The following is a 22,555-nucleotide window of genomic DNA, read 5'->3' as shown; positions in this document are numbered from 1 at the left end:
GCGAGGGGCGCGACATCATCACCACCAACGAGCACGGACGCAGCGACGCGGTTTCAACCCACGCGCCCGCGAGGGGCGCGACAAGGACCACACGGACGAGCGCAAGCCCTACCTTGTTTCAACCCACGCGCCCGCGAGGGGCGCGACGCGAGTGGACGTACGAATAAGGACACACACAACCGTTTCAACCCACGCGCCCGCGAGGGGCGCGACGTAAGGAGTGACCTATGGCCCTGACTACCAATCAGTTTCAACCCACGCGCCCGCGAGGGGCGCGACGCCCGAGATGCCGGGGACCGTGCCGACGCTCGTGTTTCAACCCACGCGCCCGCGAGGGGCGCGACCGGCTCAACGGGCGTGTTATGCAATGCAAACCTAAGTTTCAACCCACGCGCCCGCGAGGGGCGCGACAAGTTTGCCGACCTTAACGACTACTTCATCGAACCGTTTCAACCCACGCGCCCGCGAGGGGCGCGACCAACCGTCCCGAGCATGAGCGCGATTAACAATCTTGTTTCAACCCACGCGCCCGCGAGGGGCGCGACACCACGCCGGCCACGAACTCAGCGCGGTCCATGTTGTTTCAACCCACGCGCCCGCGAGGGGCGCGACGTTCAGCATACACATCATCAAACGGTGGGTTGCTGTTTCAACCCACGCGCCCGCGAGGGGCGCGACTTGGTCCCATACTTGCCATAGAGGTTATTCATATAGTTTCAACCCACGCGCCCGCGAGGGGCGCGACCTGGCAATGTCACCCCCTCAACCGGGGAGCTATCGTTTCAACCCACGCGCCCGCGAGGGGCGCGACGCCCTTAGTGATCTGGAACGCATCGGCTGGCGTCCCGTTTCAACCCACGCGCCCGCGAGGGGCGCGACCGCGATGTCCGCCACAGACGGGGCGCTACCGTTGTTGTTTCAACCCACGCGCCCGCGAGGGGCGCGACGGCGCTGGTCTGGACGTCGAGGGGAAGGTCCAGGTTTCAACCCACGCGCCCGCGAGGGGCGCGACGCCACATGCGATAATCAATTTCACCTTTCTGCTCTGGGTTTCAACCCACGCGCCCGCGAGGGGCGCGACCCTCCACCACGTCATAGTTCTTGTAACCGATGTAGTTTCAACCCACGCGCCCGCGAGGGGCGCGACTTGGGTGATTGGTGATAAGCGGAACAATAATAGATGTTTCAACCCACGCGCCCGCGAGGGGCGCGACGTACGTGCCGTTCATCTTTGCCGCGATTCCATCGAGTTTCAACCCACGCGCCCGCGAGGGGCGCGACGAAGCCCTGCTGCACCACGTTCCCCACGTTGCAGTTTCAACCCACGCGCCCGCGAGGGGCGCGACTCCTGAATTTAGACACGTTCGTCGCCGCCCTCTCGTTTCAACCCACGCGCCCGCGAGGGGCGCGACATGTCGCTCTTCCGCGCGCCGTCGGCCGCCATCTCGTTTCAACCCACGCGCCCGCGAGGGGCGCGACCAGAGCCAGCACGCAGACGCCGACCGCGTAATCGCGTTTCAACCCACGCGCCCGCGAGGGGCGCGACCTGGGTGTGGATTCCGCGCTACGGAGCGAACACCGGTTTCAACCCACGCGCCCGCGAGGGGCGCGACACGGTTCCCTGCGCCACGGTCGACATGGCCGACCCGTTTCAACCCACGCGCCCGCGAGGGGCGCGACTCTCCTCGGCATCTCCCAGGCCACCTCCAAGACGGTTTCAACCCACGCGCCCGCGAGGGGCGCGACGACATCTCGGCGGCGACGCGCGCCTTGAGCGCGTTGTTTCAACCCACGCGCCCGCGAGGGGCGCGACAGCGGCGCAAGCCGATGAACGGCCCGCAGCTGGCGTTTCAACCCACGCGCCCGCGAGGGGCGCGACGGATCGATAGGATGGGAGCCTCTCGTGTTCTCAGTTTCAACCCACGCGCCCGCGAGGGGCGCGACTGTCAATTCAGTCAGAAAACTGAATATCCCTATTCATTTTATTCGTTTCAAATACACAGCCACAAAGAAGTCCGTCAATCAAGCTCAATATACACTCAGAAAGCTAAGGACTCTTGCGCGAACCTCACCACTCCGCGCCACAGCTTGAGGTTCGCGCAAGTAAAAACGCTCCTATATGAATAAGAATCCCTCTGGGTCATACGACTTCTTTGCACCGTATTCTTCGACGCGTGCGTTTCGATTCTTTCCTAAATTGTAGAACCGAATGCTATCCTGCAACGGGTCGATAGCCTTCAGAAGCTGACCCTTCAATTCGACAAACTGAGCCGGCTCCAGCAAGCACTCAAACACCGAATACTGAACCCGCTGCCCGTACTGGCAGCAGAGTTTTGAAACGCGCCTCAAGCGCCGGGCTCCGCCTTTATCCAATCCCGCTACGTCATACGTGACAAGAACATACATGGCTATCTCCAAATACACGCTGGATAATCGTCAAGATCTCCGCGGAAATATCGAGATAGAAGCTGCGCCTGAATAAAAGGGAGCAACCCCAGCGGCATGCGCTCTTTTAGAAACGGATGCGTGAACGTTTCTTGCTTCTTTTTCTGCCAAGCCTCGAGAGCCCGCTTGAGACCATGCTCTTTGAAGAAGACGCCACCGCTCGTATCAGTCTTAAAATCCTCCGCCGCAAGCTGCTTTCGATTGAACAATGAAAGCGTAAAACGGTCAACGACAGGTGCCCTGAGCTCCTCCATGAGATCCAGTGCAAGACTCATACGACCTGGACGGCATGAATGTAAATAGCCCATTTGCGGATCAAGCCCAACCGCTTCGCATGCGGTCGCCACATCGCGCGCAAGCAACGTATAGAAAAACGACAACGTCGCGTTAACAGGATCGCGCGGCGGTCTCCTTGTCCTCCCATCAAAAACGATTGGTTCCGCCCCTCGCAGCAAGTAGGGAAATATCGAAAAATAGGAGTGTGCGGCGTTTCCCTCAATGCCGCGCAGCTCATCCAGGGACGGACACGAAGCTGCGTTCACCGCAGCTTCGTCAAGCGCGCGCACTGTAGCGGCAACGTCATCGGCGACCTCCGGATGATCGCGCGTATAATGACGCAACACCGTATTCGTGTTGCGAACCTTACCCACTACAAAGCGTTTGGCTAACGCCAGGGCCTCTAGCTCGCTCGCAGCGCGGCGGTATTGTTCCCTGCGAAGCAAAACGTTCCCCGAAACGGACCCCTCGACGCGCGCTTTAAAACGACCTCTTTCATCGAGCAGAACAACCGACAAGCCCTTCTCGGCACACGCTGCAAGTGTTGCCATCGTGCATCCGACGTGACCGAATAAAACAATCCCGTCGAGCACATGAAAGGGAATGCTCATCACCCTCTTACCATCAAGCTCGACAGATATGGCGTCGTCCCGCTTGCGCACGACCGCATCAGGATTTGTCACATAAAGCGTGTTGAGAAGACGTTTCATACCCAGTCCTCCACCCCGCCGACATCGTGCCAGTATGTGGATGCGCTATTCTCGGCTGCAGCCGGCAGGCAATCGTCTTTTAGCGAGCAACGCCGACATTTGGAGGACCGCACTGCTTGCGGGGTCATTCCCGACGCAGCCAACTCGTGCATGCGCCCGCTCAAAACCTCGACGCGGGTGCGCAGCGCCTTGTCGATCTCTATGACCTCGCGACGCCGCGTCTCGCCATAAAAGAGGGCTCCCTGTTTTACAATAACGCCCTCCATTTCCTCAAGGCACATGGCCTGCGCCGCCACTTGCAGACGGTCCCAATCCTCCACCTTCGGCTTGCCGACCTTATACTCAACGGGCATAACCGAGAAGCTATCGCCCACGCGATACTCAACGATATCCGCAACTCCGGCGATACCCAACCGATAGCTGACCAGCCTCGGACTCCGTTCAGCTCGCACACCGTGAGTACCGGAATAGCCGGGGATGTCCACCCTGGTATGGAATGCGTTGCCGCGTGCCGTATCCCCACTATCGGACCATATCTGCTCGATATGGATTAAAGCCCACTGTCGCTCGCAATACGCGATATGCTGCAAGCCCGACAATGCAAGGAGCTCGGAATCCGTATACATCTTGCACTCTACAGAGCCGATGGCACAATCGCGTCATAGAGCTCGACACTTACCCCCACAGGCAACTCGTTCTCATCTAGAAGCACTCTGTAGTCCTCATACGAGCGTGCCTCTTGTCCATCCGGAATGGTACGCTCGACCTTCACAAGGCTGAACAGACGTTCAGCAGGCGCGTTTCCCAGCTTGCTCTCGTGCTTGAAAACAATAAGCTTGCGCGAAGTCATAAGGCCACGTGCGGTGCTTCGATCATTCTCGAACATATTCATGAAAGCTTCCCAGAGCAGTTTGAGATCTTCTTCGCAGAAGCCGGTCTTCTGTGCATAAGGAGCAGAGACAAAGCCCTCGACACGATACAAGCCATAGGGGATGTACTGCTTGCGTCCCATGGTCTTATTGTCCTTGCCTTCGCTCGCCTCGGTCGCCGCCATGCGCGTGATGCTCATTTCAAGCGGCGTAACCGGATCGATCGACTCACCAAAGCAGAGCTGCACAGGCCCGCGCACCTGACCGCAGTTCACACCCGTCGTCATCACAGCGCCAAACGTGCGCACGTCAAAGAAGTTGTCGCACATGAACTTAGTAACCCGGCGCTGGTCCTCGATCTTTTTGGGAAGCTTCGCCTTCTCGGGCTTAAGCTTGTAGTGAACATACGCCCTTTCGTTGCGCTGATTCAGAACCGCGCCCTCCTGAACGTAGATCTTGTAGCCCAAAGCGCCCTCTTCAACATCGGGGCTATCATAGTCGTCCGCTTTGACAAGGTCGACGTAGTTGCGAATCTTGCGCTTGATGCAAACATCCGAAATGATGCCATGCCCCGTCTCGGGGTCGATGCGCGGAAGATTGCCCGCGTCAGGGTCGCCATTCGGATTACCGTTCTTCACATCGCAGAAAAACACGAAGTCGTAACGGTTGGTAATAGGCTCAGACATGGCTACTCCTCAACATCCTCGGTATTGGTCAATTTCTCGCTATCCACCGTACGGTGATTCGACCAGAGATCCTCTCGCTCCTGGTGATAGCCGATGAAAAACTCGCACTGATCGTCCGACGAAAGCGCCTTGGGAACAAGTCCATCGCCCGGCATCTTGCCCACGATCTCATCCATCTCCTTAGAGAGGCTCACCGCAAGCCCGGGCATCTTTTTCTTCAGAGTCGAAAGGTGCGTGTGGAACCCTCGCATAAGAGTTTGGAACACCCTGTTCGGAGTTGTCGACAGCGACCCGATATAACGCTCGACAATCGTTGAGTTGGTTTCGCCAACGGCAGCACGCTGAGCACGTGCCATCACGGCAAACATTCTGCCAAGCAGATACCCCTCATTGGAGTTTTCTCGATTCAGCGACACGTCAATCCTCTCCTCGTTACTCGGTATGTAACCCCGTTTCCTCCATTTGCGAACCATATACGCCTTGAGCAACGCCGCTCTCTGGCCAAGATCCCATTTGTTATTACTTCCCTGATCGACATGCATGCGCTCGAGAACGAGTTGGCGCAACGCAACCGGGAACATCGTTCCTTTGACCATTGCCTCAAATGCCGCATGCAAAATTGTGCTTGGAATCTTGTCTGCATCCCCCTGTGGCGCCGTCTGACTCAGCAGCTGCTGAAGAGATGCGGGGCGTACCCCCGCCATATCGATATCACGGAGGTACCACGAGAAATGCTCAGCCAGTTCTCCCAAGCTGTTTTGTTCAAAGAAACGCACGGCAAGACGTGCGTTATTCGGCGCGATACCGAGCACGCAGTAAGAAACGTTCGTATCGACAGCCCCCTCGATGGGAAGTCCCCTGCGCAGGCGCTCAAATGCGTTTTGGATGAGATGGAGGGTTTCCTCGTCTTCGCCTTTTGGCATGCCAAGCAAAAATGAAAACGCAAATGAATCCTCGAGCGGGGCTGAACGATCTGCCCAATAAACGATGAAGGTGTCTCCAAGAGAAATGCGACGTTCCTTCCGCGCGCAGAGATATTTCAGCGCAGAGCCGGCGGCTTGGGCCACATCTTTGGATATCGAGGCATTGAATGCCTGCTTTTTGCCGTATGACTCTGAAGAGGGGAAATTGAAGGAAACGAGCGATGCGCCTGAAGACTGTGCGCCCGGCAATCCCGTTACCTGAGGAAACAACCTCGCAAGCTGGGTTCGTTTGCCCGTCACCGAGCAAAACCCCACAACATCGTCTGTATGTGCCGCCGCACGATAAGTCGACCAGGCATCCCTAACCAAGGGGTCGTCGCTTACCGGCTTAGCCGTATCGGCCAGGCAAAATACCACGAACCCGCCCTTACCAAGGGCGTCGCGATCCGCCTCACGCAACTCTTCTGGATGAGGACCGCGGGCGAAAAACGACAAAACCGCCCGAGCTGCCGCACTTTCGCACTGCGCCAGTACGGTCTCATGTAGCTCACGGGAGTCGGCAAACCTGCAATCGCCGCTCTTTTCATCCATGGCGAAAAAATATTTAGCCGTATCGCACAGAAAGTACGGCGCGGGGTTCTTGCCAGACCGACCCGCATGTTCCGGTACATTCATTGTTCGGTAATTTGAAGCGTTCTTATCCGTCCCAGAGTTATAGGGAACGACCGACTGAACGCGACCATCTTCGGCGAGCATGATGCCAAAAGAAACCTTTTCGCTGCTCCAACCCAACGGTGGGACACCTGAATCTGGATCTGCAGTCAACCGGCTGTATAAATTACTCAACTCCCGCAGAATCATGAAACCACCCCACTCGCAGCCCCTGCGACATCAATGTGGCCGCGCCGCATAACCGCGCGATAGAACAGCGGTTGAGGTGACTCCGGATTAGAGAAATCCAAGTCATAGAGCACGAATCCCAAGTCGCGCTCGTCAACGTCTGCGTAATATGAACGGGGTGCTTCATCATCTTTTTCAAGGAGAGATACCGTGGCGGGGAACTCTCGACAACCCAGAACGGGCTGATTAAAGTGTTGGCCCTTGCGCAACCTCCGCAACACAATGTTGTAGTGCTTCTCGGGCGTATCGTCCGCTCCCGCCTTATCGGTTAACGAGAAGTGCGCAGTGATGACATAGGCAACATGCTTGAGGTACATCGTTGCGCGCTGCTGACGATTAGCTGAAGCGACAATCGACAATGGAGCATCTTTGTCTGCCGCAGCCTTGGCATCTCGATAACTCAGCTTGCCTTCCAGCTCGTTGCGCCTGAACGTATCGAAGCGAATCTCGTTCAGTACGTCGATCGCATCGATATGCCAGCGTATCGCCGGTTTCCAATACACCGCCTCGAGAATGCCTCGTGCCGCGGATGGCGTTATCACATCATAGCTCACGCGCTCCGCCTTCATTTCCGGACGGGTAAAACACGCGCGTTCACCGCTGACAAGAACCCTGATTCCAAACCCCATCCCAACCTCTTTTCAAGTTGGACGCAATTCGTCAGACAATCAAGTCGTTCAGCTCTTCCTCGCCGGGCAGCAACAGTCCGACCTCATCACTGTAATACCGGTTGCCCCCGACGTCGGGCTGTAAAACGGCAAGCGGTTGATACGACTCGTCGTCGATGGCGCCCGCTTCCTTCAGCTTCTCATAAAGATAGCCGCGAACAGAAACACTGCTGCGCTGCATTCTCATGACTAGCGCGGCAGGCTCAACGCCGTGCTCAATCCGGCGCTGCAAATCGCACAGCATTTTCGCGCCGTCCTCACCCCAAGGAACGAATACGGGCGTGGTGTCGTCCTCGATAATCCGGTACTCGTTTGCCACCGACTCCAACTGAAGCGTTTTCAGTTCACTTTCTATCAGCCCCCTATCCGTCAACTCGCGAAAGATACCCTTCCCATCGAGGCCGTCGCCATCTGTTTCGTAACGCTGCCTGAAGAACGCGGGAACGAGCTCGTCGTCTATCACACCGCCGTTACGCTCAATCAGAGCGCGCGCTATGCTCTTCATGCGCTCGAGCCAAGTGTGCGGTGTCGGCTTTTCGCGATCGCTTAAGAGCTCAAATACGTGCACCTCGCCTTGCGCTCGTGTGCCTTCGCGGTTGCAACGTCCGGCGGCTTGGAACAGAGAGTCAATGCCGGCAAGCTCGCGATAAACGCTCGGAAAATCGATATCAACGCCAGCCTCGATCAGCTGCGTCGATACCACGATACAGCGCTCGCCGGCTGTCAGGCGGGCGCGAATCTTCTCCAACACGCGAGAACGATGCAGCGGCGTCATGTTTGCGCTCAGGTGAAACAGGCCAAAGTCGCAACAGCCATTGCATTCAGCTTGATCTTCGGCAACCCCAATCAGGCTTTTCACATTCTCGTAAATCGACTTCGCCTTCGATTTGGTGCCCACGATGCAAAGTACCGCGCGCTCATCCACGAGTCGCGACGCAAGATCCTGTTCATCGATTTCCGTCTCCCAGACAAATTGCGTGCGACCACCAAACGCTCTGTCGAATCCATTTCTGTTTGTGACAATCTCGCGCGCTTCTGTTCCAAACGGCCACAAGCCCGCGAGCGCCGGCTGCGTCGCCGTACACAGCACAACGCTCGCGCCAAAATCAAGACAAAGGTCTTCAATCATGGCCAACGTCGGTTTCAACAGACCGTCGGGAAGTGTTTGTGCCTCGTCGAGCACAACGACACTTCGCGCGATATTGTGGACTTTGCGGCACTTGCCGGGGCGATTTGAGAATAGCGACTCAAAGAGCTGAACATTGGTTGTTACCACGATTGGTGCATTCCAGTTTTGCGTTAGCAGACGAGAGATTTCGCCGCGTTCGGCATCCTCTTCAAAATCGTAATTCGAATGATGCTCTAACACATTTTCCGCACCGAGTACATTCCGAAATACCTGCGCCGTCTGCTCAACGATTGACGTATACGGAATAGCGTAGATAACACGCTCCATCCCGTGCGCGATGGCGTGGCGGAGCGCGAACGAAAGACTTGACAGCGTTTTTCCACCGCCGGTCGGTACAGTAAGCGTAAAGACCCCCGGTTTATTATCAGCCGCCACGCGGCAGGACCCGAGTATGCTTGCCCGGGCATCATTCACTGCTGAAGGAGAAGCGCTCGCCGTAAGCGCATCTAGATAATGGTCTAAACGATCGGACAGCTCCCGCAGAGCCAGAGGTCGGCTCGAAGCTCGAACGTTCGCTCTCGAAGGCATCATGAATGCCTCTGTGTCTAAGTAGTCGGCATCCACGAGGCAGGAATAGAGCATGCGGCACAGCAGCGAAAGGGAGAAGACTGCACTGTCCCGAAACGCCTTATCATCCTGGGCAGACTGTGGCATTCTGCAAAGAAACGGCAACGGTTCAAGATCCTTTACGCCGGGGAGCGCAATGCCAAGCTCTCCGAGTCGCGCATTAACCCACGCGAGGTCGCTGTCGTCATATGCCTTGAACCGATTAGTAAGCGGCACTCTCTGTGCAAATGGGCCTTTTGCCAGCCCGTTGGGCATACCTCCATGGTGTCCAGCGATTGCATATGCAAGAATGGCTGCAGCAATTTTATCTTGAGGCGTTTGGAACGAGGCATACGCAAAGAGGGCACCCGGCGTTGCGTGGTCAACATGCTGCCGAGACCCTGCAAGCCGCTCCTGAAATGCAGCGGTCGCTTTTCCAATGTCATGTAATCTCCCCAGCACATCGCCCCAAACGGAGAAACCAAATTTGTCGGAGAAGCCCTTGGCCAACGCCGCAACATTCAATAAATGCGAGTCGAGGTTTTGCCAGTAGCCTGGACGTTCTTCACTGGGCGAATGCGCATACCAACGCATTGAGCACCTCCATCGTAGATAAGGAACCTTAGGCTTCATGTCTTAAGGAGTTGCTTTCTGCTGTAATCATACAAGCACGCGAGGACATTTCTCTTCAAGCTCGGCCTCGATCCCGACGAGTGGATTTTCCCCGCGACCAAGTACTTCCTTAGCCACGAGATGGCGCGTGTTCCGGAAGCTCAGGCGCATACGGTCCGTCGGCGAGGTCGACGAGGGCTCGCCTGGACCGCTAACTTCCTCGCGCGGGACCTCTCCGCCATGCGCGGCGAGGAGGAGCCCTCTGACATGGAGCGCGAGGACGCCCTCATCTTCGGCATGTCCCAAAGGTGAGGGGCGAGCCTGCCCCGCCCCCGTCGGCGCCAGCGTAATCGTCGTGCGCGCAGGCCCCTCTGTGTCGAGGGTATGGAACTCCTCTGATGGATGGCCAGCACTTCCCATGCGCTTTCCCCGTCCGCCCCGATCGGATATACTTCAGTCATTGTGAAAAGCCCTAGGGCTTTTAGCGGCTGCGGGTACCTGTACCTTCAGTCGCATTTTCTTTTTGAGCCGATATGGGAGATTCCGGCACCGCGACAACAAGGGGATGTCCGCTCATTGACGACGTCCAGCAGGTCCGTCACCTCAAGGACCGAGGGGGCCGTTTCGAGCTGATGGACGAGCGGGAAGCCGAGCGGTTCCTGCGGGAGAACAACTTCTTCTTCAAGGTGAAGGCGTCCGCGAAGTGCTTCTCCCGCTACACCAACCCCGGCTCGGAGCGCTTCGGCTCCTACATCAACCTTGACTTCGCCTACCTCGCCGAGCTCACAAGGCTCGACCACCACCTCCGCAAGACAGTCCTCTCCCTCACACTCGACATCGAGTACTACATAAAGGTTCAACAGGATGATCATGGACGCGGGGGCGACCCCTACGAGCTCACGGCGCCCTTCTTCGAATCCGAGCGCGAGAGGAAGGCCAGGGTGCTCGCCAGCCGCGTGTCGATGAGCAGGAACGAGAAGCACTTCCAGCCCGCTTCTGAATAGTTGCGCACTTACAAGCCAAGAACCACTTTCAATGATTGCGACACCTGCTTCATATAGACTTCTTCAAGTATGCCGATACGTTTGCCAAGCATACTGCGGCTTACCGACGCAATCTTCTCGGTCATAACGAAACTCGTACGCTCTAGGCCATTTTCGGCAGACGGCTCTACGCGCACCCGAGTTGCCGCATCCGTATTGTCGTATGTAGTCAGAAGACAGAGAACGACCGAGTCGAAGCCAGCAATCTCATCGCTCTGAACGATGACCACCGGGCGAGCTTTGCTCGCATAGAGATCATCTCGCATCGTCCATATCTCACCACGCATCGCTCATCATCCTCATGGCGAGATGGTCCGAAAACTCTGCTGCCTCCTGCTCGCTGGAAAACGCCTCGACTGCCGGCTCCGCCAGCCGGACATCAAACGGGAAGCCGCGATGCGCATTAAAGGCGGATACGAAGATTCGCATCGCATCTGCCGGTGTCGTGCCCAGGCGACGTGTGATTTCGCGAAAACGCTCCGCTTCCACATCATCGATGCGTGTCGCTAGCTGACAACTCATAACAATCTCCAACCTTTTGTTGAATATTGTTAATGTATGTACCCAGTCACATACAGGTAATGCAACAACCTAGAAGCTGCCTTCGGATAATTCCACCTGCTGTCACAAGCCATCGGCGTGATGTGCTAACCCTCGCACAACTTGGCACCATCATCGCCCGTATCCCTCCCACTGAGCGCATGCCTGGCAGCCATTCTCTTCCGAAATGCGCCTCGAAACTAATCTATGCGAGAGGGACCGCCCGTAGGGATTGATCGGTTGGGCGGCCCCTCCCATGGGCGAACTAGACGCTGAAGTCGCGCCTGCAGAACGCGGCGGTGCCCACCGAGGCGAGAGCGATGCCGGCAAGTGCCAGAATCGTCGACCCCGCGAGCGCGCCCGCCTCGCCGGAGACGACGCCGAGCGGATCGAACAGCGCCAGCGGAGTGACGTCGCCGAGCCACGCGAGCCCCTCGCCCACGCCGGAGGCCATCTCGGTGAGCACGAAGGCGATGCAAATCGCCGCGCCCGCCCAGCGCGCGGCAGCGGTGCCCGGCAAGGCACAGGCGGAGAGCCAGCAAATGCCCGCGAGAAAGGACCAGAGGCAGAGCGTGGATACGTTGATGGCGAGGAGGTCCGCAGCCGCAAGCTCCCCGGGGAAGAGGGCCTCCGCGCAGGCATACTCGACAGCACCCATGACGGCCATGAGGGCAATGAGGCACGACGTCATGACGAGGAGCTGCGAGGTGGCGAGGCGCGCCCTCCCCACGGGCTGTGCCAGCAGGTAGGAGATGCTTCCCTGTTCGATGCGGCGCACCATGAGCCGGTCGGTCAGCATGGCCGCAAGGGCGAGCGGGAAGACGACGAGCAGGAAGCCGTACAGGTAGCTGACGAGGAACTCCAGCAGCGTGGAGCCTTGGTCCGCCATGCCGAAGGCGGCGAACAGCTCGGGCATGGCCCCCCGCATGGTCTCGAGCGACTCCCCGAGCTCGGGATCGAACATGCCGACCACCGCCCCGGCGTAGAGCGCGAGGACGCACGCGACGACGGCAACGGGCGCGGCACAGGACCTGAGCTCGTGCTTGAACAGCGGCCAGACCATGGCCTACCTCCCAGATTCCCGGGCGGGACCTTTCCCGCCCCTCTCGTACAGCTCGAGGAACAGCTCCTCGAGCGTCTGCTCGCGAACGTCGAGCGAGGAGACCTCGAAGGGCGCAAGGCTGCGGATGAGGCTGCCTGCGTCCACGACGCCGCGGAGCTCCGTCACGGAGCCGCGCCCTTCCGCAGGAGAGCCCCACAAGCGCTGCCATCGCTCCCGCTCCCCGGCGCTCGAGAACCCGATGACGTAGGTGCGCCCGCGGCGCGCCCTCACGTCGGCCATCGAGCACTCCATGGCCACGCGCCCGCCCCTGACGAAGACGACGCGGTCGCAGGCGCGCTCCACCTCCTCGAAGATGTGCGAGGAGAGCAGCACGGCGGTTCCCCGGGCCCGCTCCTCGGCGACCAGCCCCAGGAAGCGCTCCTGCATGAGCGGGTCGAGGCCGCTCGTAGGCTCGTCGAGCAGGAGCACGTCAGGCCGTGCCATGAACGCGACCACTATGGCCACCTTCTGGCGGTTGCCCTTGGACATCCTGCCGATCCGCGCACCGAGGTCGACCTCGAGCGACTCACAGAGCTCGCGAGCCCGCGAGCGATCGGAGAGCCCCCTCACGTCCCCCATGAGGCGGATAAAGGCGCCGGCGGCCATCTCCCCCATGCAGGAGTTCTCCCCGGGAAGGTAGCCCAGGCGCGCCTGAACGGCCGGCCGCTCGCGGAAGCAATCGTGCCCCAGGATCTCGACGGTCCCCGCCTGCGCGCGGACGAACCCCATGAGATGGCGCATGGTCGTCGTCTTGCCCGCCCCGTTGGGCCCGAGGAAGCCGACGGCCTCGCCCGGGGCGACCTCGAGGTCGACCCCGAAGACGCCCCTGCCCCTCCCGTAGTCTTTCGTGAGCCCGCGCACGCTGATCGCCGGGGCCTTGGCCGCTCCCGTCATAGGTACTCCTCCCGGTACGTCGCCCGCTTGAGCCAGTCCAGCCAGACGAGGAACTCGGAGAGCATGGCCTCCATGTCGAGCCGTCCGCCCCCGCGCAGCTGCTCGTGCAGGTAGCCGTCGCCGCACCACACGAGCATGCGCACCACGCGCATGGGGTCCACGCCCTCCCGGAAGCGCTCCCAGCGCACGTGCCCCAGGTACGCCTGCACCATGGCGGGCACGGAGTCCGTCATGAAGGCGTCGAGCGCGCCTGAGACGTCGCGGTGGCCGGGGTAGAACGCGCGGACGAAGAAGCCCATGACGCGCGGGCTGAGCCTTGCGAAAGCGGCCCTCCGCGTGGCGGCGTATCGCATGAGCTCGAAGAAGTCGTCGATTTCGTACCAGCGCTCGTCGACCACCGCTTCCGCCACGCGCCGCGTGAGCGCGCCGAGGACGTAGAGGTAGAGCTCGCGCTTGTTGTGGAAATAGAAGAAGAGCTGGCTCTTCGAGACCCCGGCGCGGCTGGCTATGTCCGCCGTCGAGGCGCGAGCGTAGTCCTCGCCCCCGAACACCTCTGCGGCGGCGTCCACCACCGCCCGCCTGCGCCCCTCGGGGAGGTCCTCGAACCTCCCGAACCTGTCTGACATGGAACCTCGCTTTCCTTTGGATGGCAGTGACAAGGCTACGCCGTTGACTCGCGAATGGAAGGGTCTGCAAGCTGCGAAAACGTGCGGAAGCAAAATAAAGAGTGGAAAGAGGCCCTGCGACCGGGCAGACCGTCGCCAACCTGTCTGGCATCTCCCCAAGCCCCTGGCGGCGCATCTCGTTAACCGCAGAGTTGAGACGGAAGAGGGGCCGAGCGGCGTATGCTCGACGCTCGATGCCCGCATCCGCACGGCACGCTTGATGGGAGCCGATGCTTCATGCATATCTGCCTGGCGGCGCAAGATTGTCTTGCCGCCATCGAGGCGCTCTATCGAGACGTCGCCGAAGGGATGAGGGGGACGGACCACGATATATGGTGGGAATTCGGTGCGTATCCGACATCCGAAGGCCTCAAAACCGCGATGCAGGAGAAGAGTCTCTTCGTAGCCCGAGAGTTTGACGGGAGGGCCGCCTCCTGTCGCGACTGTTTTCGTGGAGACGGCGCGACGTCCGTGATAGGGGCCTTCGTGCTCGACGGCCGGCCACCGGAGGACTACGTGCTGGCACCGTGGCGCGTCGAAGCCCCTTTGGCACGCTTCGCATCTTATGGAGCTCGACCTGCCCGACGAGCGTCGAGGATGTCCGCCACCCGGATAATGCGGGGGGCTTTACCCACCGTCCAGTTGCCGCGTAATTCGCAGGGAGACTCTTCGACCGAATGAAAGCGGCCCCTCTTGCCTGACGAACAAGGGGGAGCCGCTCAAGGAAAACCTCATGGCAAAGCCTGATGCCTGCGAAATCGCATCAAACAGGCATCCGCCCGCCGCTACCGCTCCCGGACGAGCCTGCCGCGCTTGAGACGGAAGACCCGGTCCGCGCGCCGGGCGAGGTCGCGCGAGTGCGTGACCGCGACCACGCAGCGGCCCTCCTCGTGGGCGGCCCGCACGAGCAGGCCCGCGACCTCCTCCGCCGTGTCCTCGTCGAGGCTCCCCGTAGGCTCGTCGCACAGCAGCGCCCGCGCGTCGCTGCCCAGCGCCCGCGCGATGGCCACGCGCTGCTGCTGGCCGCCAGAGAGGGCGAGCACGCTGCGCCGCGCGTCCTCGGCGGAGATCCCCACCTTCTCGAGGAGCGGCAGCGCGGGCAGGCGCGTGGCGAGCGCCACGTTCTCCGCCGGCGTCAGGTAGTCGACGAGGTTGTAGCCCTGGAACACGAAGGCCACGTTCTCGCGGCGGTGCCGAGCGAGCCCGACCCTCCCGAGCGGGACGCCGGCGGCCGCGACCTCGCCGGACACGGGCACGTCGAGTCCGCCCAGGAGCGAGAGCAGCGTGGACTTGCCGCAGCCCGACGGGCCCACGATCGCGTACATAACCCCCTCCTCGAACGAGGCGCTGGCGCCGTCGAGTATCTTGAGCCGCGGGCGCGAGGCGTAGGCGTAGGTAACGTCCCTCAGCTCGAGGGCTGCGGGGCGAGGGGCCGCCGCCCCGGCGTCGAGGTGCTTCTCCATGGTCTTCCTCCCTAGCTGAGCGTTGACAGGATCTCGCGGGGCCCCATGCGCCTGAGCGGCAGGCTCGCGAGCAGCACCGCGGCGGCCGAGACCGCGAGCCCCACGCCGAAGAGCGCCGCGACGGACGTCGGCCCCACCTCGACCTCGATGTCGGTGAACGAGGCGCCGTCGACCTCGAAGGTCGGCGCGAAGGGGTCGCCCGAGACGGTGGACACGCCGTCGGCGGTGCTGACCCCTCCGTCGCCGCCGCCCGTCTGGACGCTCTCGGACGCCGAGCCCAGAAGGGCGCCTCCCATCGTGCGCGCCGCGAGCGAGCTCGCCGGCACGGCGAGGGCGAAGGCGACCGCCGCGACGAGCAGCACCTCGCAGAGGTACTGGCCCACCACCGAGGCGCGCGTGAGGCCGAGCGAGAGCAGCACGCCGCTCTCGTGCAGGCGGTCGCGCACGCGCCCGGAGAGCACGAGGTAGAGGACCACGGCGCCCACGGCCACCGACGCCGCCGCGAGCGCGGTAACGAGGCGGTCCATGTTCTCGAGCGGCGCGCTCACCGCGTCGACGTCGGAAGTGTCCGCGGAGACGCGGTAGCCCTTGCCCGCCAGCGCGTCGAGGTTCTCGACCTCCCCGACGATGCGGCCGAGCTCGGCGGGGTCGTCCACCTGGAAGGTCACGCGGTCGTAGCCGGCCTCGGCGGTGCCCTCGCGGGCGTGGTCGAGCGTCGAGATGGTGCCGAAGATGGCGTTGTCCATCGACCAGCTCGCGAGGTCGGCCTGGGACTTGGCGGTGGGCTCGAAGATGCCGGCGACGCGCACCTGCGTGCGGGTGTCCTCCACGTCGATGCCCGCCATCTGGGCGTGGACGGTCGCGCGGCGCACGCTGAACCCGTCGCCCACGGCGAGGCCGTTCCTCTCGGCGAACTCCCGGCTCACGAGCACGCCGTCGCCGGAGCCCTCCGTGACGGGCTCGCCGTCGACGAGCCTGAGGTAGCCGTTGGCGAAGTGGGAGTCGAAGGAGCTGTCGCTCACGGCGAAGAACTGCACCGTGCGCCCGAAGTCGTCGCCCGCGAAGCCCGCCGCCAGCGACGAGTCCCCGTCGGCGCCCTCCACGAGCTCGAGCGCCTCCGACCCGTCCTCCGTCTCGGGGATGAGGACGTTGGAGACGCTGCCCGAGCCGCCGCGCACGCCGTCCACCCCCTCCACGACCTCGCGCACGAAGTCGGCCGTGAGCGGCTCGCCCTGGAACGTGACCTGCGAGCCCGTGCCCACGCTCGAGCTGCCCCAGTTGGCGGCGTTGGAGCTATCCGGCTCCACGGTGAACGTGCCCCCGAGCGCCTGCCGGACGTTCAGCTGCGCCGTCTGGGCGGCGCCGCGTATCGACCAGCCCGTGAGGGCGAGGACCGCCACCACGAGGAGCAGCGCGAGGAGGGTGAGGGTCTTGCCCCTCTTTCGGACGAGATAGAGGAGGGCGCGTCTGGGAAACGGCATGGTGCCACCTTTCCGTCGGGTTCGGCGGCCGAGGCCGCCCGTACGTAACCGATGGTGGCGCGCACCCGTTCGCGGACGGTCCTCGTTCGGTTAGTCTTCCGTTCGCGCGGGCGCGGCGAGGCAGGTGAGGTCCGCCTCGAAGACGAAGGCGCCGCCCTCGCAGGAGAGCGCGAGCCGGGCCCCCAGGCGCTCGAGGGCCCGCGCGGCGAGATGCAGCCCGAGCCCCGAGCCGCCCGCGTCGCGCGAGCGGGAGGAGTCGGGGCGGAAGAACGGCTCCGAAAGCCGGGCGACGGCCTCGGGGGGCAGGGGCTCGCAGCGGTTCTCCACCCGAAGGGCGCCGCCCTCGATCGAGACAGTCGCGCGCGTTCCGGGCAGCGCGTGGCGGGCGGCGTTCGAGACCGCGTTGGAGACGGCTATCTCAAGCGCCGAGCGCTCGGCGAGGACCGGGCACGGCCCGCAGTCGAGGAGAGCGAGCTCCACGCCCCGCGACGCCGCGAGCCCGCGCGCCGACGCCACCGCCGATGCCGCGAGCGCGCGCACGTCGACCGCCTCGGGCGCCTCGGGCGGCAGCTCGTCCGCGCGGGCGGCGGCGAGCATCTCGCGCACGAGCGCGTCCATGCGGTCGATGGCGGCGAGCGCGCGCGGCAGGTGCGCGGCGTGGTCGGAGAAGTCGCCGATGCCGAGCATCATGCCCTCCACCTGCGCCCGCGCGGCGGCGAGCGGCGTCTTGAGCTCGTGCGAGGCGGCCGCGAGGAAGTCGCGCCGCTCCCGCTCCCGGGCGCTAGCCTCCTCGGCCTCGGCGCGCAGGCGCCCGTTGGCGTCGGTGAGGTCCGAGATGGTGCGCTCGAGCCGCGCCGCCATGGCGTTGAGGCTCCTGGCGAGCACGCCCACCTCGTCTGTGCGCCCCTCGTCGCAGGACCACGTCATGTCGAGGCGCGACAGGCGCTCGGAGACGTCCGCGATCTCGACGACGGGCTGGGCCACGAGGCGGGCGCAGACCCACGCGCCCGCGGCGGAGACCGCGAGGATGAGGGCGGCGGCAGGGGGAAAGAGCCTGAGGAGCGCGTCCGCGATGATCCCGAGCGCGCCCGAGGAGTCGGTGATCGTGAGGAGCTCGCTCGTCCCGTCGGCGAGCTCGACGGCGACGGAGACGGTGTAGGCGGAGCCCTCCGGCGCCCCGTCGCCGGAGGCCGCGGCGCCCGGCTCCCCGGAGAGGGACACCGCCGCCCCGTTCTCCGCGGCGAAGCGCTCGACGATGCCCGCCGCCTCCGACGCGTCCGCGCCGGAGAGCTCGGCGGCGAGCGCCGCGGCGGCCTCCTCCGCGCGGGCGGCGGAGAGGGCGCGGTAGCCGCCCGGCAGCGCGAGGGCCACGGCGGCGTAGAGGGCCAGGCACCCGGCGGCGAGCAGGGCCGCCGTGAGCAGGAACACCTTCGCGGAGAGGCTACGGGCGATCGCGCGGAACACGGTAGCCCACCCCCCTCACCGTCTCGACGACGTCCGCGCCGAGCTTGCGGCGGATGTTCATGACGTGGAGCTTCACGGCGGACTCACCGGCGGCGGGGTCCGCGGGGTCGGCCTGCCCGCCGGCCGAGGCGAGCTCGGCGCGGGAGAGCACCCGGCCCGGCCGGGCCATGAGGGCGGCGAGCACGTCGAACTCCGTGCGGGTGAGCTCGACGGGGACCCCGCCGCGCGAGGCCTCGCGCGCCGAGGGGTCGAGGACCACGTCGCGCCACGCGAGGGCGCCTACCGCCGCCGGCCGGCCCGGGGCCGCCCTCCTGAGCAGGGCGCGGGCGCGCTCCAGGACCACGGGCAGCGAGAAGGGCTTGGACACGAAGTCGTCCGCAAGCAGGCGGAAGGCCCGCAGCTGGTCGTCCTCCCCGTCGAGCGCGGTGAGGACCATGACGGGGACGTCGGAGGCGGCGCGGATCGCCTCGCAGAGCGTAAACCCGTCGATCCTGGGCATCATCACGTCGAGTAGCACCAGGTCGAAGGGCTCCGCCCGGAGCGCCGCCTGGAACGCCCGGAGCCCGGCGAGCCCGTCCGCGGCGCCCCGCGCCTCGAGGCCCGCGCTCGCGAGCAGCTGCACGAGCGCGTCCAGCATGTCCGGGTCGTCCTCGACGACGAGCACCCTTTCGGCCATTGCAACACCTCTCTGCCTTATCCGCCAGAGCGGATTCTATCGTGCGAGCGTTAGTTTTCGGTTATCCCAAACTGCCAGCGCCTCGGATTTGCTCTGCTGAAATCCCTCGCTTTCATACTGCTGCGTCGGTTATACCCGCGCGGCGTCTCCAGGAAGCTACAGCCAACCTATAGGTCCTTTGCGTTTATTGATGAGGTTTTGCTATACCATTTTTGCTGCATACTGCATACCGATGACGCCAATCGGCCGCAGGACAGGAGGGTGAGCATGGGAGTTATCGAATACGCACACATCGCGCTGAAGCTCCTCGCCGGCTTCATCATCATCCTGGTCTACGTGCGGCTCTCGGGCAAAACGCAGCTTGCTCCCACTTCGGTCACCGACCAGGTAGGCAACATGGTCATCGGCGGCCTCATAGGTACCTTCACGCTCAACACCAAAGCCTCGCTCGCAACGTTCGTCTTCGTCCTCGCCGTGTGGACAGCGTTTCTGCTGGGGCTCCGTCTGCTCAAGGCGCGCAGCGTGCGCGTGAAGGAACTCGTCGACGGCAAGCGCATCCAGCTGGTGCGTGATGGGCATTTCCTGCCCGACAACTTCAAGCGCTCGGGTCTCTCGATCCGCGATTTTCTCGCCCAGATGAACACGCGCAAGATCGCCAACTTCGACGACCTCAAGAGCGTCTGGTTCGAGCAGAACGGCCAGCTCACTATCTTGGAGCGCGGTGAGGAACTCCTCTCCATCGTCGTGATAGAGGAAGGGCGCATCATACCCGACCAGCTTGCCGCGCTGGGCAGGGACGATGAGTGGCTCATGGGTGAGCTCGCGGCACGCGGCATAGACGACCCCACGCAGGTCTTCTGCGCCGACTACCACGACGGCAAACTGTGGGTGTATCGGTACTAGCAGGCATGGGGGCAGCCTGGTCATCACCAGGCATAAGCCTTTATATACTCTTCGCCGATATGCCGTCGATCTTGCAGCGCCAACCTTTTCGACCATACCTTCAGCTTGGAGCTTTGCAAGGATTCGTTCCAGCGTGCGCTGGCTCATACCGGGATTCGCGTCCATAATCTCGCGCTTCGTCGCCGTTCCAATCAGCCTGTCGAAGAATGCCCTGATTGCCTCCTCGTTCCCCGCGGGCATCGCCACAGTTGAGAATCTGCTGTCGAGTTCCTGGTAGCAGGCCGCTACTACGCCAAGCATGTATGTGACGAAGGGAACGTAATCGTTTTCGCCATCCTGCCAGCCCGTGGAGCTTGCTGCCAACGCTTCGTAATACGTCTCTTTCGAGCCCTCGATCTCCCTCTCTATCGATATGTACTTCCCCACGTCGTACCCGCTTCGATACATGAGTAGCAGCGTAAGCAGCCTGCTCATGCGGCCGTTTCCGTCGTTGAAGGGATGGATGCTTACGAAGTCGAAGACAAAGACGAGCGATACGAGCAGAGGGTCATAAATCCCGGCGCAAATCTGCTTTGAATACTCGGCGCAAATCTTTTCGACGGCGGCAGGGGTCCCGGCGGCCGAGGTGGGAATGAACCGAGCGACCAGTTCGCCTTCCGCCGTGCGTTCGGCGATCATATTGTCGGAATCCTTCCATCTGCCGGCATGGGCATCTCCCGAGAAGCGGTACAACCCCAGAAGTCATCAGCGTTTCATACATATCTCCGTACTCGGATTGCGCCATATTGTCCCCGTCATCCTGTTTTTATCTTCGCCATATGCATCATATTTGGCGAAGATTTTCAGCATTGGCGAAGATACCTTGAAGCGGTTCGGCCTCTTCTGCAAACGAGTAGCATGCTATCTGGTTGGTTCGTAGAGGTCTGCGAGCGTCAGCGAATGATCGACGCCATCGACACTCATCTTCTTTAGGCTCCCCTCTGACAGCGGATAGCGCGAGAACAGGTAGAACCCGACCGATCGATAGCCCCGAATCAGGTCCAATCTGGCGTGCAGCTTGTCCAAAGTAGCCGTCTCATCGAATGATTTTCTCCACCATGCATGCAACTCCGGTCAAACCTTATGGTCACATTCTGCCCTCGCCCGTGTGTAATAGGTGAACGGGAACGCAACTGCATCCCGCAAACCGCTGCGAGCAGCGAGGAAGGAGGCCGCCTATGCCTGGAACACGCCACGCGCCCGACCGCGATCCCGAGCGACTCGTGCATGACTACGCCGACCTCGTCCTGCGCGTGTGCTACACCCACCTGCGCTCGACAACGGACGCCGAGGACGTAGCAGGCGACCGGTCCAACTTCACCACTCTATATGACATCAAGTTCGACAGCCCCTGGCAATAGATGCGGTCAGACCGGTTTGTCGGGGCAATTGACCGGCCCTTTCGTCCTTTTTCGTCTCTCGAAACGAAAAAGGGGCGAACGAGGATGCTGAGCTCTATGCGTGACTCAGCAGATGGGTTCATGCGACTCGCGTAAATCACCTAGTAGCCATCTACACCGAGCACAACGGGCCCAGCTCAAGCTGCTCGTCTTTTTCAACCGTCCGACACTCATTCGTCCTAAGCAATCAGCTCTGCAAGGTATAGAGCCGCACCCACCTCCTGAGCCTCGATCTCCGGATAAAATCGTTGTCCCTCTATCTCAATTTGATCAGGCCATAGCGCTGGCGACTCGATGGCGTCGAGCCTCTCTGGATCCACCTCTTGCTCAGGCCCCTCTTCGATATCAGGCGTGCAATCGATGTCCGCTTTCAAACGATTCATGAGCGTCCCGTTGAGCCTTAGATCCGCCAGACACGCAACTAAGGAAATCACAGCCATGTAATCCACGTCTCCATGATTGTCGGAACTCTGCAGAAGAGGAGTTCCGAGCAGCTCTTCGACGCGCATGCTCTCATGGGCTATGGAATGCATACACTCGAGCGAAGCAACGAAGCGAGCAATGTCGTGCGTTAACTTCTTATCCTCGTGGGCATTCTGCCGATACATCTCATCGCCACGGCAATTGAGCTCTTGAGCCCATAAGGAAAGGTAGTCCATAAACCGATTCCCGGCATTATGAAAGAGCTCCGACTGCACCATCGCGTCCCGAACAAGCCGTTGGCCGAGCATGAACAATGAAGCGCCATGGGATCCAGCCTTACGATAGGCGTTCAAATCGCCGGCATTCCAGAGCACCGGCACAAGAACGTAACAAGATTGACGCTCTATAGCAGCCGAACGCATATCCGATAAAGCTATTGGATCGGACATTCCAACCGCACGAACTGCTGCGAGAAGCTCCTCCTCGTCGGGAAACCGACGGATCCTCTCTTGCAATGTTTCAGCCAAATAACAAAGAACCTTGAGGTTGCCAATACCGCACATTGCCAAACCACCCCCTCCTTGCCTAATCGTTACAAAGAGATGATCCAACGGCACCCACGCAGCGCCCCGTTGATC

20 protein-coding genes, 1 pseudogene and 1 CRISPR repeat array (1 of these 22 only partly in view) are annotated in these 22,555 nt (G+C 61.7%); of the genes and pseudogenes, 3 read left to right on the top strand and 18 right to left on the bottom strand.

Annotation, left to right across the window (positions count from 1 at the left end):
* Window positions 1-1,944: direct repeats of the CRISPR family, unit length 32 nt; unit sequence GTTTCAACCCACGCGCCCGCGAGGGGCGCGAC; it reaches 750 nt to the left of the window's first position.
* A gap of 171 nt (window positions 1,945-2,115) precedes the next feature.
* The 7 genes from cas2 to cas3 are packed head-to-tail and all read right to left on the bottom strand — an operon-like array spanning window position 2,116 to window position 9,806.
* Window positions 2,116-2,406: a CRISPR-associated endonuclease Cas2 gene (gene cas2, locus B5F33_RS04170; protein ID WP_087410539.1), complete on the bottom strand. Its 291-nt coding sequence runs from the start codon at window positions 2,404-2,406 to the stop codon at window positions 2,116-2,118.
* 2 nt (window positions 2,407-2,408) lie between these two features.
* Entirely contained in the window at window positions 2,409-3,431 is a 1,023-nt protein-coding gene (gene cas1c, locus B5F33_RS04165) for a type I-C CRISPR-associated endonuclease Cas1c (RefSeq protein WP_087410538.1), read from the bottom strand.
* The gene (gene cas4 / locus B5F33_RS04160) at window positions 3,428-4,057 is read right to left on the bottom strand and encodes a CRISPR-associated protein Cas4 (protein WP_087410537.1); all 630 of its coding nucleotides are present in this window, start codon (window positions 4,055-4,057) and stop codon (window positions 3,428-3,430) included. Before cas4 ends, cas1c begins: the two co-directional genes overlap by 4 nt.
* An 8-nt stretch (window positions 4,058-4,065) precedes the next feature.
* Window positions 4,066-4,986: a type I-C CRISPR-associated protein Cas7/Csd2 gene (gene cas7c, locus B5F33_RS04155; RefSeq protein ID WP_087410536.1), complete on the bottom strand. Its 921-nt coding sequence runs from the start codon at window positions 4,984-4,986 to the stop codon at window positions 4,066-4,068.
* Window positions 4,987-4,988: 2 nt separating this feature from the next.
* Window positions 4,989-6,770 (bottom strand): type I-C CRISPR-associated protein Cas8c/Csd1, encoded by a 1,782-nt coding sequence (gene cas8c / locus B5F33_RS04150; RefSeq protein ID WP_087410535.1) that lies wholly within the window; start codon window positions 6,768-6,770, stop codon window positions 4,989-4,991.
* On the bottom strand, window positions 6,767-7,438 hold the full coding sequence (gene cas5c, locus B5F33_RS04145; protein ID WP_087410534.1) for a type I-C CRISPR-associated protein Cas5c: 672 nt from the start codon (window positions 7,436-7,438) through the stop codon (window positions 6,767-6,769). Before cas5c ends, cas8c begins: the two co-directional genes overlap by 4 nt.
* Window positions 7,439-7,469: 31 nt before the next feature.
* On the bottom strand, window positions 7,470-9,806 hold the full coding sequence (gene cas3 / locus B5F33_RS04140; RefSeq protein WP_158095307.1) for a CRISPR-associated helicase Cas3': 2,337 nt from the start codon (window positions 9,804-9,806) through the stop codon (window positions 7,470-7,472).
* A gap of 551 nt (window positions 9,807-10,357) precedes the next feature.
* Here cas3 and B5F33_RS04130 point away from each other — a divergent pair.
* Complete coding sequence (locus B5F33_RS04130; protein ID WP_143757941.1) at window positions 10,358-10,828, top strand: Abi family protein; 471 nt, start codon at window positions 10,358-10,360, stop codon at window positions 10,826-10,828.
* Between the two features lie 8 nt (window positions 10,829-10,836).
* On the opposite strand, the gene B5F33_RS04125 is transcribed toward B5F33_RS04130, so the two are convergent.
* The 9 genes from B5F33_RS04125 to B5F33_RS04080 form a co-directional block, all read right to left on the bottom strand.
* Complete coding sequence (locus B5F33_RS04125) at window positions 10,837-11,154, bottom strand: type II toxin-antitoxin system PemK/MazF family toxin (protein WP_087410530.1); 318 nt, start codon at window positions 11,152-11,154, stop codon at window positions 10,837-10,839.
* The gene (locus B5F33_RS04120; protein ID WP_087410529.1) at window positions 11,144-11,389 is read right to left on the bottom strand and encodes a type II toxin-antitoxin system RelB/DinJ family antitoxin; all 246 of its coding nucleotides are present in this window, start codon (window positions 11,387-11,389) and stop codon (window positions 11,144-11,146) included. The genes B5F33_RS04125 and B5F33_RS04120 overlap by 11 nt, the downstream gene beginning before the upstream one ends.
* Before the next feature lie 283 nt (window positions 11,390-11,672).
* Window positions 11,673-12,470, bottom strand: coding sequence for an ABC transporter permease (locus B5F33_RS04115; protein ID WP_087410528.1), 798 nt, complete (start codon window positions 12,468-12,470; stop codon window positions 11,673-11,675).
* Between the two features lie 3 nt (window positions 12,471-12,473).
* A complete protein-coding gene (locus B5F33_RS04110; RefSeq protein ID WP_087410527.1) occupies window positions 12,474-13,403 on the bottom strand; it encodes an ATP-binding cassette domain-containing protein in 930 nt (309 codons plus the stop codon).
* Window positions 13,400-14,029, bottom strand: coding sequence for a TetR/AcrR family transcriptional regulator (locus B5F33_RS04105; RefSeq protein ID WP_087410526.1), 630 nt, complete (start codon window positions 14,027-14,029; stop codon window positions 13,400-13,402). The genes B5F33_RS04110 and B5F33_RS04105 overlap by 4 nt, the downstream gene beginning before the upstream one ends.
* 824 nt (window positions 14,030-14,853) lie before the next feature.
* Entirely contained in the window at window positions 14,854-15,531 is a 678-nt protein-coding gene (locus B5F33_RS04095; RefSeq protein ID WP_087410524.1) for an ATP-binding cassette domain-containing protein, read from the bottom strand.
* Between the two features lie 11 nt (window positions 15,532-15,542).
* The gene (locus B5F33_RS04090) at window positions 15,543-17,012 is read right to left on the bottom strand and encodes an FtsX-like permease family protein (RefSeq protein ID WP_087410523.1); all 1,470 of its coding nucleotides are present in this window, start codon (window positions 17,010-17,012) and stop codon (window positions 15,543-15,545) included.
* 90 nt (window positions 17,013-17,102) lie between these two features.
* Window positions 17,103-18,476, bottom strand: coding sequence for a HAMP domain-containing sensor histidine kinase (locus tag B5F33_RS04085; protein WP_087410522.1), 1,374 nt, complete (start codon window positions 18,474-18,476; stop codon window positions 17,103-17,105).
* Complete coding sequence (locus B5F33_RS04080; protein WP_087410521.1) at window positions 18,454-19,152, bottom strand: response regulator transcription factor; 699 nt, start codon at window positions 19,150-19,152, stop codon at window positions 18,454-18,456. The genes B5F33_RS04085 and B5F33_RS04080 overlap by 23 nt, the downstream gene beginning before the upstream one ends.
* A gap of 267 nt (window positions 19,153-19,419) precedes the next feature.
* On the opposite strand from B5F33_RS04080, the gene B5F33_RS04075 reads away from it, so the two are divergent.
* Window positions 19,420-20,055, top strand: a complete 636-nt coding sequence (locus tag B5F33_RS04075; protein WP_087410520.1) for a YetF domain-containing protein — start codon at window positions 19,420-19,422, stop codon at window positions 20,053-20,055.
* 459 nt (window positions 20,056-20,514) lie between these two features.
* Here the strand turns inward: B5F33_RS04075 and B5F33_RS11070 are convergent.
* Window positions 20,515-20,787, bottom strand: a pseudogene (locus tag B5F33_RS11070) (Fic family protein); the annotation flags it as partial.
* A 485-nt stretch (window positions 20,788-21,272) separates the two neighbouring features.
* Between B5F33_RS11070 and B5F33_RS04065 the strand changes: the two are divergent.
* Window positions 21,273-21,455, top strand: coding sequence for a hypothetical protein (locus B5F33_RS04065; RefSeq protein ID WP_087410519.1), 183 nt, complete (start codon window positions 21,273-21,275; stop codon window positions 21,453-21,455).
* Between the two features lie 218 nt (window positions 21,456-21,673).
* Here the strand turns inward: B5F33_RS04065 and B5F33_RS04060 are convergent, their stop codons facing one another.
* Window positions 21,674-22,486, bottom strand: a complete 813-nt coding sequence (locus B5F33_RS04060; protein ID WP_143757940.1) for a hypothetical protein — start codon at window positions 22,484-22,486, stop codon at window positions 21,674-21,676.
* Window positions 22,487-22,555: the final 69 nt, after the last annotated feature.

Origin of the sequence: Collinsella sp. An2 (assembly GCF_002160065.1) — a bacterium.
Taxonomy (GTDB): domain Bacteria; phylum Actinomycetota; class Coriobacteriia; order Coriobacteriales; family Coriobacteriaceae; genus Limicola.
Note: the sequence above shows the minus strand (reverse complement) of the source record. Positions and strands in the feature narration are given on the sequence as shown.